Source organism: Sphingobacterium sp. E70, assembly GCF_019285695.1.
GTDB lineage: Bacteria > Bacteroidota > Bacteroidia > Sphingobacteriales > Sphingobacteriaceae > Sphingobacterium > Sphingobacterium detergens.
This window is the reverse complement of the sequence record NZ_CP079104.1, coordinates 83,697-98,841: the sequence shown is the minus strand read 5'-3', so window position 1 is coordinate 98,841 and position 15,145 is coordinate 83,697. Positions and strand designations below refer to the sequence as shown.

General features: G+C 40.1%; 22 protein-coding genes. 16 read left to right on the top strand and 6 right to left on the bottom strand.

Annotated features, from left to right (window positions below; genetic code table 11):
* Positions 1 to 9: 9 nt before the first annotated feature.
* On the bottom strand, positions 10 to 513 hold the full coding sequence (locus KUH03_RS00725; protein WP_257091110.1) for a DinB family protein: 504 nt from the start codon (positions 511 to 513) through the stop codon (positions 10 to 12).
* A gap of 1,009 nt (positions 514 to 1,522) precedes the next feature.
* Between KUH03_RS00725 and KUH03_RS00720 the strand changes: the two genes are divergently transcribed.
* The 5 genes from KUH03_RS00720 to KUH03_RS00700 all read left to right on the top strand — a co-directional run bounded on the left by KUH03_RS00720 (position 1,523) and on the right by KUH03_RS00700 (position 4,551).
* Positions 1,523 to 1,867, top strand: coding sequence for a hypothetical protein (locus tag KUH03_RS00720; RefSeq protein ID WP_257091109.1), 345 nt, complete (start codon positions 1,523 to 1,525; stop codon positions 1,865 to 1,867).
* Complete coding sequence (locus KUH03_RS00715) at positions 1,864 to 2,091, top strand: hypothetical protein (protein ID WP_257091108.1); 228 nt, start codon at positions 1,864 to 1,866, stop codon at positions 2,089 to 2,091. Before KUH03_RS00720 ends, KUH03_RS00715 begins: the two co-directional genes overlap by 4 nt.
* A gap of 93 nt (positions 2,092 to 2,184) precedes the next feature.
* On the top strand, positions 2,185 to 2,469 hold the full coding sequence (locus KUH03_RS00710) for a hypothetical protein (protein WP_257091107.1): 285 nt from the start codon (positions 2,185 to 2,187) through the stop codon (positions 2,467 to 2,469).
* Positions 2,470 to 2,942: 473 nt separating this feature from the next.
* Positions 2,943 to 3,143, top strand: coding sequence for a hypothetical protein (locus tag KUH03_RS00705; RefSeq protein WP_257091106.1), 201 nt, complete (start codon positions 2,943 to 2,945; stop codon positions 3,141 to 3,143).
* Between the two features lie 538 nt (positions 3,144 to 3,681).
* Positions 3,682 to 4,551, top strand: coding sequence for a pirin family protein (locus tag KUH03_RS00700; protein ID WP_257091105.1), 870 nt, complete (start codon positions 3,682 to 3,684; stop codon positions 4,549 to 4,551).
* Between the two features lie 303 nt (positions 4,552 to 4,854).
* Here the strand turns inward: KUH03_RS00700 and KUH03_RS00695 are convergent, their stop codons facing one another.
* Positions 4,855 to 5,433 carry an RNA polymerase sigma-70 factor gene (locus KUH03_RS00695; protein WP_257091104.1) on the bottom strand — a complete coding sequence of 193 codons (579 nt, stop codon included), beginning with the start codon at positions 5,431 to 5,433 and terminating at the stop codon, positions 4,855 to 4,857.
* Between the two features lie 65 nt (positions 5,434 to 5,498).
* Between KUH03_RS00695 and KUH03_RS45095 the strand changes: the two genes are divergently transcribed.
* The 11 genes from KUH03_RS45095 (at position 5,499) to KUH03_RS00640 (ending at position 12,550) form a co-directional block, all read left to right on the top strand.
* Entirely contained in the window at positions 5,499 to 6,005 is a 507-nt protein-coding gene (locus tag KUH03_RS45095; protein WP_306429416.1) for a FecR domain-containing protein, read from the top strand.
* A gap of 50 nt (positions 6,006 to 6,055) precedes the next feature.
* Complete coding sequence (locus KUH03_RS00685; protein WP_373564918.1) at positions 6,056 to 6,517, top strand: FecR family protein; 462 nt, start codon at positions 6,056 to 6,058, stop codon at positions 6,515 to 6,517.
* Positions 6,518 to 6,573: 56 nt separating this feature from the next.
* Positions 6,574 to 6,978, top strand: a complete 405-nt coding sequence (locus KUH03_RS00680; RefSeq protein ID WP_257091103.1) for an STN domain-containing protein — start codon at positions 6,574 to 6,576, stop codon at positions 6,976 to 6,978.
* A gap of 100 nt (positions 6,979 to 7,078) precedes the next feature.
* Positions 7,079 to 7,417, top strand: coding sequence for a TonB-dependent receptor plug domain-containing protein (locus tag KUH03_RS00675; protein WP_257091102.1), 339 nt, complete (start codon positions 7,079 to 7,081; stop codon positions 7,415 to 7,417).
* A gap of 109 nt (positions 7,418 to 7,526) precedes the next feature.
* Positions 7,527 to 8,291 carry a hypothetical protein gene (locus tag KUH03_RS00670; RefSeq protein ID WP_257091101.1) on the top strand — a complete coding sequence of 255 codons (765 nt, stop codon included), beginning with the start codon at positions 7,527 to 7,529 and terminating at the stop codon, positions 8,289 to 8,291.
* Positions 8,195 to 9,166: a TonB-dependent receptor domain-containing protein gene (locus tag KUH03_RS00665; RefSeq protein ID WP_373564917.1), complete on the top strand. Its 972-nt coding sequence runs from the start codon at positions 8,195 to 8,197 to the stop codon at positions 9,164 to 9,166. The genes KUH03_RS00670 and KUH03_RS00665 overlap by 97 nt, the downstream gene beginning before the upstream one ends.
* Positions 9,130 to 9,870, top strand: coding sequence for a hypothetical protein (locus tag KUH03_RS00660; RefSeq protein ID WP_257091099.1), 741 nt, complete (start codon positions 9,130 to 9,132; stop codon positions 9,868 to 9,870). Before KUH03_RS00665 ends, KUH03_RS00660 begins: the two co-directional genes overlap by 37 nt.
* 16 nt (positions 9,871 to 9,886) lie before the next feature.
* Entirely contained in the window at positions 9,887 to 11,413 is a 1,527-nt protein-coding gene (locus tag KUH03_RS00655) for a SusD/RagB family nutrient-binding outer membrane lipoprotein (protein WP_257091098.1), read from the top strand.
* A gap of 182 nt (positions 11,414 to 11,595) precedes the next feature.
* Complete coding sequence (locus KUH03_RS00650) at positions 11,596 to 11,985, top strand: hypothetical protein (RefSeq protein ID WP_257091097.1); 390 nt, start codon at positions 11,596 to 11,598, stop codon at positions 11,983 to 11,985.
* An 11-nt stretch (positions 11,986 to 11,996) separates the two neighbouring features.
* On the top strand, positions 11,997 to 12,164 hold the full coding sequence (locus KUH03_RS00645) for a hypothetical protein (protein ID WP_257091096.1): 168 nt from the start codon (positions 11,997 to 11,999) through the stop codon (positions 12,162 to 12,164).
* Positions 12,104 to 12,550, top strand: a complete 447-nt coding sequence (locus tag KUH03_RS00640; protein WP_257091095.1) for an endonuclease/exonuclease/phosphatase family protein — start codon at positions 12,104 to 12,106, stop codon at positions 12,548 to 12,550. The genes KUH03_RS00645 and KUH03_RS00640 overlap by 61 nt, the downstream gene beginning before the upstream one ends.
* A 10-nt stretch (positions 12,551 to 12,560) precedes the next feature.
* Here the strand turns inward: KUH03_RS00640 and KUH03_RS00635 are convergent, their stop codons facing one another.
* From KUH03_RS00635 to KUH03_RS00620, 4 genes are all read right to left on the bottom strand, one after another.
* On the bottom strand, positions 12,561 to 13,538 hold the full coding sequence (locus tag KUH03_RS00635; RefSeq protein ID WP_257091094.1) for a sensor histidine kinase KdpD: 978 nt from the start codon (positions 13,536 to 13,538) through the stop codon (positions 12,561 to 12,563).
* A gap of 108 nt (positions 13,539 to 13,646) precedes the next feature.
* A complete protein-coding gene (locus KUH03_RS00630; protein ID WP_257091093.1) occupies positions 13,647 to 13,955 on the bottom strand; it encodes a hypothetical protein in 309 nt (102 codons plus the stop codon).
* A gap of 197 nt (positions 13,956 to 14,152) precedes the next feature.
* Entirely contained in the window at positions 14,153 to 14,362 is a 210-nt protein-coding gene (locus KUH03_RS00625; RefSeq protein WP_257091092.1) for a hypothetical protein, read from the bottom strand.
* Complete coding sequence (locus tag KUH03_RS00620; protein WP_257091091.1) at positions 14,359 to 15,108, bottom strand: nitrilase-related carbon-nitrogen hydrolase; 750 nt, start codon at positions 15,106 to 15,108, stop codon at positions 14,359 to 14,361. The genes KUH03_RS00625 and KUH03_RS00620 overlap by 4 nt, the downstream gene beginning before the upstream one ends.
* Between the last annotated feature and the right edge of the window lie 37 nt (positions 15,109 to 15,145).

The window sequence follows — 15,145 nt, the reverse complement described above, 5'->3', positions numbered from 1 at the left end:
ATGGATGTGTTATACATCCCAATGTTGAATTTTCAGAAACTTAATCGTAATACCCATCTGCCCGAGGTGGTACATGTCATGGTGAATTAAACCCGTTAACAGGTACTTGTAATTGTGCGGAAAGGAGCTGTCAGCATGTGGGTAAGCAGTATGAAGGAAAGAATCATCTTTTCCTTCCAGAAAAGAAATAATATTTTGCTGTGTTGCGTGAAGATCCTGCATTAGATTTTCCCAACCACGTTTTCTTAACTCATCATTATTTCGCCAGTTTGCTGCATCACTCATCTCAAGTCCTCTTGGATTTCCCTTTAGGCGGCTCAAAACTTCCCTGCGCCACTCGATTAAATGGGATGCTAGTTCTGCGATGCTGTGCATTTCAGGGATGGGACGCTCAAAAGCTGTTGTTCCGTCCACCTGAGCTAGTTTCTTTGCAAAATTTTCGTCGATCCAGAGGTCAGCTGCTTCGACATCCTTTAATTGTTGAATATGATCTTTTATCAAAATATCATTCATGACTGTCAGTTTTTGTTCTTCTTTTTTAGAAAGGAACAATTGTTAGAAGAGGATAGTTTAAAGTTTGTGTATGTGTGCTTTGGGTTAAAGCGATCATCACGCAAGCTGAAAGGTCTCGCCCTCGATGTATAGCGCTTAGATCTTTTGTTCTGCAAGGTATCTGTATAAAGATTGTATTGATTACCCTGATATAATCGGTAGGTATTTCAAATGTTTCTTTTTGGAAAACGCGCTCTCCACAACTACTTGATAAGGCTTGTGTTTTTCAGAGGATTATTTCCTCAAACTCCAACGGATCTTTTTTACACAAAATATTTCGCTCAGCGATTCTCATCGCATCATTACCTGGATTATTAAAATGGTATATTCCAAGAAGGATCACATTGACCTTCTCTTGGGCATGTAGCGATGTTGTGGTTAAAGATGAAAATAATATATTTCGACTTAAGTTTTTGTATATTATTTTCATATGATATGATGAATAGGGCTATGAATGACTTTACCGCTTAACGAAAATTTAATATAATATTATCTGATACCTTATATTACACAAATAGCTTTGTTGTCAAGAATAGTATAAAAAAGTAGAAATCCATATTAGCCAGCATTCCCAGGTATTTACGAAAGCGTACATCCATTTACACGGATAATAGTTTGCATACAACGAATGGTAAATAAGATGTGCCGGATATCAATTTGCCGCTGTTGCCGGTCTGTAATTGCCTTATATTTAAACGTAACTCCATAGATAGTGGACAATGGAATAACTTTTTAGTCATTTCTGCCTCACATAATTTCACCGATCTGATGGATGGATAGTGATGAAGTTTGTGTTTAATTTGGTTGTTGTAGTGTGTTGATTATTAATTGTTATTATGTTTTTTTGTAAAAGGGTATTAGTCGGTATTGAACTGCTATATGCTAATGGCTAGTTTGAAATAGTGGTCATGGGGCGGTGCTTATTAGTAGGGGAATAAAAGATAAATTCTATAAATCGGAAAATTAAGACATGGAAAAAAATATTGAAAATAATACCATATCGTTGACAGTGATCGGAAATCTGACATTTAGAGCACTTAGCAGCAAAAGATATCAGATAGCCATTGGACTGATCCTGATGGCTATTCTGATCCCGGTAGCAGCCTTTATGGGTTTTGTAATGCACAATAATATCACCGATTTGAATAGGGGACAAATAATCGGTATTATGGGAGGCTTAGGTATTGTGTCCTTTGTTTGTGTCGCATTTATTTTTTCGAAATTCCTCGCTAAAAATATATCATGGCATTTTATCCAGATCGCATCTTGGTGCAAGGGGACGGGGTACGACAGTTTGATTTGGATAAGATCGTGAGTTTTGATATTTGGAATGATTCCGACTATGCTAAACTCGTGATCAACTACCAGGATAAGTTGATCAAGTATCATGTAGGTTTCGCTAATTTGATCTTTGGCAAACCTATTTTGGAGGAAAGAGATAAACTGGATACTATCTTTACAAAAGAAAGAGGCTTTAACAAAATGGTAGAAAACAGGAAAGGAATAACCAGAATCTACTATTCCATTGGGGAATTCTGACTGGAGCTTTTATTTTAAATTCAATAATTCGCTTTTAATATGATATTACGGAAAATAATACATAGTAAATCCAAAGGTCATTATGGAATAACTATGAATTATCAAGAGGCTCTTGCATTGTTCTATACGCTGAATTGGGATGATGAAAACACATTTTACAACCAAGAATTCGGGGATTCTTATTTACAGTTGAAACCCTTAGATAGGACTGAAGTAGCGGATAATAAAGTAATCAAAGTGGAGATACTAATAGATGAATATCTGATCAAATTTGCCGTCACAGCAGTGACGATGAGCGAAGCGACTGCTTTGATAAAATACTATTTTGAGCATGATAAAATCGGTAATATAGATTCCTATGGAGTCGGATATCCATAATGGATTTGTAGCGATGAACTTGGGATTTTTAAATGTGTTTTGTGTGTGTTTTATTTTTGTAATCTAGTTGGTTATATTGTTTATATGAATTAAAAGTGTAGTGCTAAAAATGCATGCTTATAACCAATGGTTATGGTTGTTTTTGAGTGATTTAATGTTTTTAAGCAGAGACGACTGTTGCGTATTCTCAGTATCCATTCAAAAAATCCCTTCTGCGGATAAATTGCTCCTTTAGACGGATTCTGTATAGCTTTCTTAACAATATCTTTGCAGCATATTTATATTATTTAGAATAATTCTTGATATGCTTTACACAACAAAAATTAAATGGTCATTTATTGCTAGTATACTGGCAGCGGTATGTTGGATTATCGGAGATATGTTTGTCGCGGGTTTTGATGTAGATCCTGGAGAATATCCACTTTTTTTCGAAGACTTATGCGGAGCAGGTGGATGTGGATATTGCGGTACTCATGCTGAAAGGGTCGAGCGAACGTCTCATGTTTGGTGCACTGATTGCCTCGATGACAGCTACTTTATTCTTACCGGGCGTGTGGCTGGCCTATCAGTATTTTAACGACAAATCAAGTGGTATGCCTGGGGACTTATTTTGTGTTAATAGTCAGTGTTATGTTGATGCCGCTAGGTCATGCGGACTTTTATTATACGGGTGAAATATATAAAGCGATATACCACAGCGATCCGGTCGCTCATCCATATCTGTTGGAGACAGCATCAGGCTTTACGAAGGTACTGTATATTGCTTGGGGACGGCTATTGTGGTGTTGATGGTAGGCTGGCTGCTGTTTTCGATACTGGTTTTTATGCGGAGGACACAGTTACCTCGCTGGGCAGCCTTTATCAGTCCTGTTTTTATCACTATATATCAGTTGCCCTTGAGATTCCTACCCTCGTCTGTACTGAAGGGTTGGTTACTCGCAGCGGGATTTAATATTGCCTACCTGATTTTTTTATCTTGTTGTGGCTGCTTTTTAAAAAACCTGCAGCTCAAGAGACGCTGAAGGATTCTTAATCTACATTAAGCTTTTAGCTTAAGCTAGGTTATTGGCTTATACCTCTTTGTTTGCGTAAATTTGAATATACAAAATCGAACAGCAAGCAAGCAAGCAAGCAAGCAAGCAAGCAAGCAAGCAAGCAAGCAAGCGGAGCGTATTCGGTGATGTATGAATTCAAAAGATAGGAGTATTAAAAATGAAAAAATCAATTGAAAAAATCTTCCCTCGTCCTGCACAGCCCGGTATGGTAGGTGACGGATTCCGTGTTTATAATATGGTTCCCGGTAACGGCATTACCAAGAGACGGATGAGTCCTTTCCTCTTATTGGATTTCAATGCGGAATTTGATTTTGGTCCATCAGATCATATTCGTGGGGTAGATGTTCATCCGCATAAAGGGTTTGAAACAGTTACAATCGCCTATAAAGGCAGTGTAGCGCATCACGACAGTTCAGGCAACAGCGGAGTGATCAATCCTGGGGATGTTCAATGGATGACAGCTGGAGCAGGAATATTGCACAAAGAGTATCATGAGGAGAATTTCTCCAGAGCTGGTGGCCCCTTTGAAATGGTACAGCTTTGGGTTAATCTTCCTGCAAAGGATAAATCTACCGAAGCACATTATCAGGGTATTACGGCAGATCAGATGGGCAAAGTACAGTTGCCTGAAAATGGCGGGATCGTCAATATCATAGCCGGTGTATTTCAGGATATAAAGGGACCTGCCGAAACTTATACTGCAGTCAATCTCTTTGATATTAAATTGGAAAAGGGACATCAGACAGCATTTAGTGTTCCGCAACATCACAATTCCGCCATTCTGGTGGTCAATGGAGAAGCGGAGGTCAATGGACAGTTGGCCAAAGAACATAGTTTTGTGCTGTTTGAAAACGATGGTGAAGAAGTCGTGATCAAGGCCAATGAGCAAGCTGTCTTATTGTTTATGAGTGGAGAACCTATTGACGAACCTATTGTAAGCTATGGCCCTTTTGTAATGAACACACAAGAGGAAATCTATCAGGCTTTTGAAGACTTTCAGGCTGGTAAATTTGGTACACTTGAATAATCATTAATGGAAAACCACTGTACTATTCTCTGCTAAAAACGGTTGCCGAATATAATTATCGGTTAATTGATTTCGTTATGAAAATATCCCCTAAGCTCAAAAGCTTAGGGATATTTTTTGAATAATGTACTCTTTATAACAAGCCTCTCTGTTTTTTTGTTTATAGATAGGCCTAGTATTCGAATAGCGACTAAGACGCTTTCTTGCTTTAAATGGTAGCAGATAATCCAGTAAAAAATAAGCTCAATAACAAAAAGGTATTTCAACTTGATGCGTAAGGGTCGAGTATAGAAACCGGGAAAGTTATATGCGTAGCATGGGGTAAAAATAGACCAATAAAGGCAGGTAATTCCTGAGGTCTTTCCTCAGGATTTTCAGCGCTTGTTGGATGCGGTAATCAACGGTCTTGGGTGAAACTCCTAATTTTAACGCAATCTCTTTGTAGGTGAAATTCTCAAACCTATTCAATTCAAAAGCCTCACGAAACGGACTAGGCAGATTGGCGATTGCTTTATCGATCTTCTCTTTCAGTTCCTTTTCAAAATAGAGATCCTGGCTCGATAGCTCGAATCCACTCAGCTGGCTTAATTCATAAAAAGAACTTGCTTTTGTTTTTTCCTTCTTGATTGCTGTCAAACAGCGGTTGCGTACAGCTGCAAATAGATAGCTTTTTAGGGAAGTACTAAAATAGAGGTTCTCACGGTTGTTCCAGAGCCATAACATCAAGTCCTGTACATTTTCTTGTGCATCAGCTAATTCCACATATTGCTTCCCATAAGCCAATAGCGGGGCATAGTACTTTTTGAAAATAGACTCGAATGCGTATTTATCTCCTTTAACCAGATTTTCGACGAGGATCTCGTCGCCTAAACTCGTATTCATAAAATAATAAAAAATTTTTAGGATATACTCCCCTTAAATAGTCATCCTTTAAAATCATTGTAAAAATGCATAAAAATGATGAATATATAGAAACTCTGCTTTTGAATTTTGTTAATAATAATTTAGCGGCAGATGAAGAGGAGTTTTTGCGGGGTTGGCTGCTGGAATCAGAAAGCAATCGAGACAGAGCACGTGCCTTCTGTGAATTTTACCATCAGATCGATGCCTACACAACTTTGGAGAGCACTGATACTGATCAGGCATTTGAGAAAATGACCGGGAAAATCGGTGAATTTAGGCCGGTTCGATCGCTGAGCTATCTCCGGGTACTCCAACGTGCAGCGGCTGTACTGTTTATTCCACTGTTGCTGGTTCAGTTGTATCAATGGTACGACAACCGTTCTGGTTCCGAAGCTTGGGTTACCATGCGGACCAATCCAGGAATGGTAGCTTCAATACGATTGCCAGATAGTTCAACGGTGTGGTTGAATGCAAATACAGTGATCAGCTATCCGCAGAAATTCAATAAAGAGCGACTTGTCAAACTGGACGGTGAAGCCTTTTTGATGTAACAAAAAATCCTGAAAAGAAATTTAAAGTACAGACTCCTGCGCAGGCGGCTATTGAGGTATTGGGAACCCGTTTTAATGTAGATGCCTACCATACGGACTCGACTGTGCGGGCAACGCTTGAAGAGGGAAGTGTACAGTTTAATTACCAATCCAATACAGGGTCTAAATCCTTGCTACTGCAACCGAGCCAGACTATAGTCTATAACAGGAAAAATCAGTCGATAGTGCCTAACGAATTAAATGAGAAGACCCTGACCTCCTGGAAAGATAATCAGATCGTACTCAAGAACACGAGTCTAACTGAGTTACTGACAATTGTATCCAAGCGATTCAATGTCAAGTTTAATTTGAAATCGTCGAAACTGAATGACGAACGGTTTACGGGTGTGTTTGATTCGCAACAATTGATTACGGTGTTGGAGCATATCAAAATATCCTCGCAGATCCAATATAATATGATCAATGATGGTAGCAAAACCGATGGTTCGATCACGGTGGAACTCTATAAATAAGCCTTATTACTATGTAAACAATAAAATTCTACTTATACAATTTATTAACCATTATCATGAACAAGTTAAGATTAAAACTGATCTTATTGGGTTTTGGAATCTCTGCATTCCAATTTGTCCAAGCCCAGCAGAAGTCACTGACTTTGTCTGTCAGCAACAAAAGCATGCAGACAATCCTGGATGAAATTGAAAAGAAATCGGGTTTTCGATTCTTCTACAACAACAATCAGATTGACACTAAGCGTAGTTTTTCGGTCAATGCCAAGGGCGAGGATATCAATGCCGTGCTTGAGCGACTTTTTAAAGGCACTGAAATCAGTTACCGTATTATGGAAGGAAATATCATCCTTTCGGTAAAGGAAAAATCAAGTGTTACGAAATCGGAAGGGCAACAGCAGCTGATTACGGTCAGTGGTATCGTATTGATGAATCACAAAAGCCCTTTTCCGGAGCAACGGTAAGTCAAGGGAACGAAAAACAAGTACGGATCAACTGGGGAAATTTACGATCCGTGTTCAAGCTGATCAAAATCTATTCGTCAATGCTCTTGGTTTTGAAAGTGTGGAGCTGAGCCCTTCAAGCTCACATGAACTTCGTGTCCAGTTGAACACAGGAAACAGGGCATTGGATGAAGTCGTGGTGACCGCCTTAGGGGTAAAACGTGAACAGAAAGCGTTGGGTTATGCTGTCCAAAAGGTAGGTGGAGCAGCACTTTCTTCAGCTAAAGGTGTGGATGTAGCGACTTCGTTGACAGGGCGTGTGGCCGGTCTGAATATTAAAAATAGCACTGAGTTTAACACTACGCCAACAATTGAACTACGCGGGCGTACACCCTTGATTGTAATTGATGGGGTAGCGTCGCAATTTGTTAGTCTACGGATGTTCCGGCAGATGATATAGAAGATATCAGCGTATTGAAAGGAGCAACAGCTGCGGCGTTATATGGTTCCAGAGGCGGTGCCGGAGCCATCATGATTACCACAAAAAGAGTAAGGGAAAGGGATTGGATGTGCAGCTTAATAGTAGTACAATGTTTAATGCGGGTTATCTGCGGAGACCAGAGGTCCAGACATCCTATAGTACAGGACAGGGCGGTAAATATAAACCGGGAAGTTATGTCTGGGGCGATAAGTTGGATATCGGAAGAACCGCAAAGATTTATAACCCTTATACTTTTCAGGAAGAGGATACCGAATTACGATCTGTAGGAAAAGATAATCTGAAAAATTTTCAACAACAAAGCTTTATTACCAATAATAATATAAGTATCGCTCAACGGGGTGAAAATGGTGGCGTCAGAGCTTCTTTTACGCATGTATATAATAAAGGCCAGTATGAAAACAACAAGCTGAACAAGATGACTTACTCCGTCTCCGGTGATATGACTGCTGGTAAATTTAAATTTGAGGGCGGGCTGAATTATAATAAGCGGTACTATCCAAATATGGGAGCCACAGGGTATGGTGGTGGCGGTATTCTTTACAACTTAACTGTTTGGTCGGGAACCGAATACGATATTAGGGATTATAAGAATTATTGGGTGACACCTAATGAAAAACAGAACTGGATGGATGCTTCCTGGTATGATAACCCGTATTTTATCGCTAATGAAATTGTGCATTCCGGTGATTACAATATCCTAAATGGCTACCTAAATACCGAGTTTAAGTCAAACGACTGGCTGACAATCACGGCACGTCTGGGTTCGGATGTTTATTCGCAGCTCGACCAATACCAAAATCCAATTGGTGCCGTGGGGGATGGCACCGGTTAGGCTATTTCTCAACAAGCCGTGAGGGTGGCTATAGTGTGAATGGAGATTTGATGGCAACAGCAAAGAAACAGTTTGGCCAATTCAATGTTGAGGGCTTCGTGGGTACGGGAATAAACTACCGCAATAAGGATAACCAAAATGGAAGCACCTCAGGTGGGCTAACGATTCCAGGATTCTATTCGCTAAAAGCTTCGGTCAATCCAGCAACAACAACATCTCAACTCGAGCGGCGCCAGGAGAATGCAATATATGGACGATTTACTGCTTCATGGAAAAATGCCGTTTTTTTGGAAGTGACGGGACGTAACGATTGGAGCTCTACATTGGACAAAAATAATCGTTCATTTTTCTATCCTTCGGTATTGTCCAGTGTGGTACTCTCTGACTTATTGAATCTGCCTTCAGCCATTAGTTTCTGGAAGGTAAGAGGCTCTTGGACAAGGACAAATACGGCTCCCGATATCTACGCCATTAACCAACAGTATACAATTAATAGCGATGTTTGGCAGGGGTTAGGAACAGCTTCTTATCCATCCACGTTAAGAAATGCTTCGATTAAACCAGTCACAATGGATTCATGGGAATTGGGTACTGGAATCAATTTACTGAAAAATAGAATACAATTTGATCTTACCTACTATGACGCATTAACATTTAACCAACAGCGTGATGCGGCTATCAGCTCTGCCTCAGGATTTTCTAGAACACAGATCAATATCAAAGAAGACCTACGCAGACGCGGTGTGGAGATTATGCTAGGTGCGGACGTTATAAAAGTGCTGACTTTAATTGGAATTCCAAAATCAACTGGTCTCGAGAACGCTATACGTATGATCGGGTGGATCCGGATTACTCCACAGATAGACCTTGGGTAAAAGATGGTGCTCGATGGAACTGGGTGGCTATTAATGATTGGGAAAGAGACCCTAGTGGTAATATTATCCATTATGGCGGATTACCTAGAGCGAGTGCCTACCAAACTGTCGCTGGATTTAACGAAGCTGACTTTATCTGGGGCTGGTCAAATACTTTTTCATACAAGCAGTTTACCTTAAACCTATCTTTTGATGGTCGTGTTGGTGGTATTGCTCAAAGTGTGACTGATCAGGCCATGTGGAATTCGGGAAGTCACCCTGATAGTGATAACGAATACCGCTATGATATGGTGGTCAATGGAAAGAATAATTATGTAGGTCAAGGTGTGAAGGTGCTTTCTGGTTCGGTTGATTACGATTCGTATGGTAATATCACCAGAGATGACCGTGTATTTACTGCCAATGATGTACCAGTGTCCTATGAAAACTATCAAATTCGTATGGCACCTTATATTGGTAGTCCAAGATCACAATTTATGTTTTCGCAGACCTTTGTCAAATTAAGAGATCTGAGCTTAGAATACCGTTTGCCAGTTGCCTGGTCACAGAAGATCAAAGCCAAAAATACATCGGTAGGTTTAATCGGGCAGAATCTGTGGATGTGGGCCAAGGACTTTAAATATTCGGACCCGGATATCGGTAAAGAAAACTTAAACTCAGCGTCAATCCGATATATCGGGATGAATGTAAAACTTCAATTTTAACTTAAACAGCAGCATCATGAAACAGAAAATAAATAAATTATTTGTACTAGTATTGACCTTGGGTACAACTTTTACATCGTGTAATAATTTTGAGGATATCAATACTGATCCCAATGGATCAACACGAGCGTCAAGGCCGCTATTAGCGACAAATATTATTTTGGATTTGACTTCGAGTAGTATGGGTAAGCCATTTTACGCCAACCAGCTGGTATCTAAAAGCTTGGCCTGGGGAGAAAGCGCAGATGGCAACCAATATAATTCTTTTGGTCGATCGGACCTGAGCGGCTACAGTACAGTAATCAACGGTAATAAAATGTTGGAGTTGACGACTGATGCAAATAGGCCGGCTTATGAGGGACTATATTACTTTGCTAAAGCCTATCAGATGTTTTATCTAACGATGACTTTAGGAGATATCCCTTATACTGAAGCGTTCCAAGGGGAAAGCGGGATTTTGAAACCTAAATATGATACGCAGAAAGAAGCCTTGTTGGCTATTTTAAATGATCTGGATCGATCTTATGAGGCTTTTGGTAAAGGAGTCAAGCTGGAGGCTGATCCAATTTTTAAGAGTGATCCGGTCAAATGGCGAAAGACTGTGCGCGCTTTTCAGCTTAAAGTATTAATGCATTTGTCTATTAAACAGACTGATAATGACCTGAAAGTGGCCAGCCGCTTTCAAAATTATGCGAAATCGGATTTGATGACCTCTAATGCGGACAACTTTCAACGCATTTATTCCAATAATGCCAAAGAATATTATCCTGTATATTTTACACGGCTTAATCATAATCCCTATGCGATGTTGAGTTATCTAATCATCGATAAATTGAAGGAAAGCTCAGATAACAGATTGTATTACTTTGCCAAACCGGCAAAAAGCGAAACAGATAAACAGGTGCCAGCCAATAGTCCGGATGCTTATCTAAGTGTTGACCCTTCAGCTTCATTTGATGTGATCAGCAAAAGATGGTCTTCTGGTCAATTCTCAGGAATTAATGCACGTTATACGCAATTGCCTAGCGGGGAGCCTATTGTTAAGTTAGGCTATGCTGAACAGCAATTTATTTTGGCAGAAGCTGCCTTGCGTGGCTGGATTCCAGGCCAGGCGAGTAGCTACTACAATGAAGCCATCCGTGCGAGTATGCTATTTGTGGCCGATAATACACCGGATGTTGCGGACTATCACCATAATAAAAAGATTGATGGTGCCAATATACAAGCTGTACAAAACCATCCGTCAAACCTTTTAACCGGAAACTTTGAGACAGATTTGGAGAAAATTATGTATCAGAAATACCTGTTGTCTTTTATGCAACGCGAGTGGGAATCGTATTATGACTATAGACGTACAGGATATCCGAAATTTCCGATTAATCCGAATACGAATCAGAATATCACGAATACAAAAATGCCGATGCGCTGGATGTATCCAAGCTCAGAATTTGATACCAATCGGGAGAATGTGGATGCGGCGATACAACGTCAATGGGGTGGTGTAGACAATGTAGACAAAATCATATGGTTGTTACAAAAATAAAATAGGACTTGTGCCAAAGTCTTTGGATATTTGAAGATTAGACTTGCCTTAGTTCGCTAGGGCAAGTTTTATATACTGATGCATTAATATATACCATAGATGAAAATAGGAAAATTTATAATGCTGTTGCTACTGCTCAGCATTGGGCAGTTCATAGTCGCTCAGGGAAAACCGAATTGAAAGTGTTGCAGATCAATATTTGGCAGGAGGGGACAGTCGTACCCAATGGTTTCCCGGCTATTGCAGATGAAATCATCGACAAGCATGCGGATATCGTGCTCTTTAGTGAGGTACGTAATTACAAAGGGACAGACTATATCCAGCGGATATTAGCAGAATTAAAATCCAAAGGAGCAAGCTATTTTGGTAAGTCAAGTGATGAAAAGCTGGATGTTGGATTGATCTCCAAATTTCCAGTGACGGACCAACACGCATTGTATGGCAAAGATAGTGGGATGGGAGGTGTGTTGAAAAGTAAGATCAAAGTTGGCAAACGCGATTTTGTCTTTTATTCTTTACACCTGGATTATACCAATTATGCCTGTTACCTACCTAGGGGTATGATGGTGTAACCTGGAAGAAAATGGAAAATCCGATTACTGAGGTATCGGCAATTGTGGAAGCCAATCGTAAAAGCAAAAGGGATGAGGCGATACGTGATATTATACACGATGTGGAGGGGAGAAGCAATTGCAATCTTTTATTGTTGCGGGTGATTTTAATGAACCTTCACATCTGGATTGGACTGTAGCGACAAAGGATCTGTTTGACCATCGGGGTGCTGTAGTGCCTTGGGACTGTTCAGTTCTATTGGAAAAGGCAGGATTTAAAGATAGTTTTCGTGTGCAGTATCCTAACCCGGTAAGTCATCCCGGCTTTACCTATCCGGCGTTCAATAAGGATGTGCCTATTGATAAGTTGGTCTGGGCACCTACAGCGGATGATCGGGACAGAATAGACTATGTCTATTATCGTAGTAAGCTACCATTAAAAGTGGTGAGGGCGAGAATTGTGGGACCTGCGGAAACGGTGAAATATGCCAAAAAGCAGGAAAAAGATAGCGAAGATGAATTTTTGCTTCCAAAAGGAATATGGCCTACAGATCATAAGGCCCTGTTGGTGACTTTTACCTTTTAGGAAAGGAAATTCAATTGCACTGCTGTTGATTGAATACGGTGCTAAAGGAATACATGGGGATATTGCACGGCATAAGAAGCACGGACAGGTTTTTAGCAATAGGTCTGTGCTTCTTTTTGGAGCCCTGGTTTCTGGTGGGGTATGACGGTAAGCCAACAGTGAAAATTGAACCTTTATTGGGAATACTCTGAATATCGACTGTACCTTTGTTGCGCTCGATCAGATCTTTACATAATACGAGCCCTAAGCCCGATCCGGGTTCATCTTCCGTACCGAATGATTTATGCTGTATTACATTAAAGAGTAAGGCCGATTTGGAGGGATTAATTCCAACCCCCTCATCTTGGATATGAATGTTGGTATGAATCTCATTTCTACTGCAATAAATACTTATCTTTCCGGCCACATAACTAAATTTGATTGCATTACTAATAAGGTTTCGGAGAATAATGGAGGTATGATCCTTATTGGCGAAGATATGTGTTCCTTCGGGTATAGCAACTTCTATCTTGAGCTGTTTTGCTTGTATTTGATCGGTAAACAATATGATGATTTCGCGGATCAATGGTTCGATCAGTACTAAAATAGCAGGGCTGGTAATCCCACGCATACTGCTACTTCCCCATTGCAGAAAGTCGTCCAGCGCTTGATTTTGATGTACAATCTGTTGATAAAGCTGTTGTATGTATTCTCTAGATACGGTATTGTTGAGAATCTGGTCGCGAAGCATCAATACCAATGCCTCCAAACTGGCAAATGGACTTTTGATATCATGAGCGACAATGGAAAATATTTTCTCCTTATCGCGATTCATAGATTCCAGTTTTCGACGCTGTTCCTCAATCTTCTCCATATTGTTGTAAATAATCTGTAGGAAGGAATTTACAGCGATAACAATAAAGGCAAGTGCATTGCTAATATTGAAGATCAGTCTTAGCCTGGGGACACGTTGGGCTACAGGAACAATGGTCGGAAAGAAATAGAGCAACGCAATAGCGAAAGCGGTAGCAAGGCAGAAAAAATATGGACACGACGGTCGTCGTAAAGCAACATCGAAGCAATCAGGGTGCATAATAGAAAATATTCGCCGCCATTTTTAAATAACATAGCACCCAAAAAAAAAAAAGATGAAATTGCTGACCAATAACATCGCCTTCGCAAAGTTATGTTTACCGTCATATTGTAGAAAGAGTACCGAAATAGAACAAATGGTATTGGATAGGTTGATCGTTGACAGCAGATAACGTTGGTCGATGATATTAAGGATAAAAAAGCAAAGTGTGGGCAATAAACAAAGTATGGCAATCAAATTGACCATCTGTATCCTTTTGAGGTCGATATAGGACATATCCGGATGCGTTCCGATATTCGTGAGTATGTTCCAATATCTTCGGATATAGTTCATAATTTTATTTAAACTGCTAGTGAATATTAATCCGCTAAATTAACATAAATAAGGTGTTGTAGCGCGATGCTTAGCGAAAAAATGTTCGCAATACTTTAATTGACAGATGGCTGGGGTACCTCTGGTGGATAATCGTGAGACAACTGATTTAAGACTTCGATTGAAAAGCATTAAATCAGTTGCTGGATTGATGGAGATTAGCTATTTTCTGTATGTAACCAGACTACTTTTTGCTCTGCTTCATGTTGTTGACCAATAATGTTGCGGTAGAGTTCTGGTCGTCGGGCGCTGATATAACGATGTCCGCCAGCCTGTATCAGTTTTTCGGGTGTGACTGTGGCTATGACAAAACTATCGTCAAATGTATGGCATTCTGCGAGAATATCCCCGAAAGGATCTAAAATCATTGAACAACCATTTTTAACTGATCGTCATCCATTCCGATGGGGTTTGAAAAAACGGTGTAAACGGCGTTGTCATAGGCTCTGGCTGGCAACCATTTCATTAACCAGCCGCGTCCTTTCATTCCATCAAACTCCAATCGCAGGGAGGTTGGGTCATTTTCACGGTTATGCCAGAGCTGAGGATCCACAAAGCCCGCTCCAGGTCTAGATGAAGGAGTACACATGGTCACATGTGGCATAAAGATAATGTCAGCTCCCAATAATTTTGTTGCGCGTACATTTTCAATGACATTATTGTCGTAGCAGATCAAAATGCCACATTTCCATCCTTTGATCTCAAATACCGTATAAGCTTGACCTGGGGTCAGATAGGGGTTTATGAAGGGATGTAATTTGCGATGTTTGGCGACTAAGCCATCTTTGTCGACACAGATATAGGGCTTATATAAATTATCGTTTTCATCTTTTTCAAATAAACCGGCAAGAATGGTGATATTGTATTTGGTTGCTATCTCGATCAACTTCTGGGTGCTGTTTCCTTCAGGAACGAGTTCGGCAATATCGAGCATTTGCTGTTTATCTAAATTTCTTGCGAAAGTATAACCAGTAATGGAGCATTCGTGAAAAGCAATCACATCAGCACCTTGGGCTGCGGCCTGTTGCGCAAGGGTGTCGATGATTGTCAGATTATAGGCTTTATCCGCACTTTTATGCTCAAATTGTGCTGTAGCAATTCTTAATTTGTCCATATTTCTTTCTTTGATCTATTGACAAATCTACTTGTAA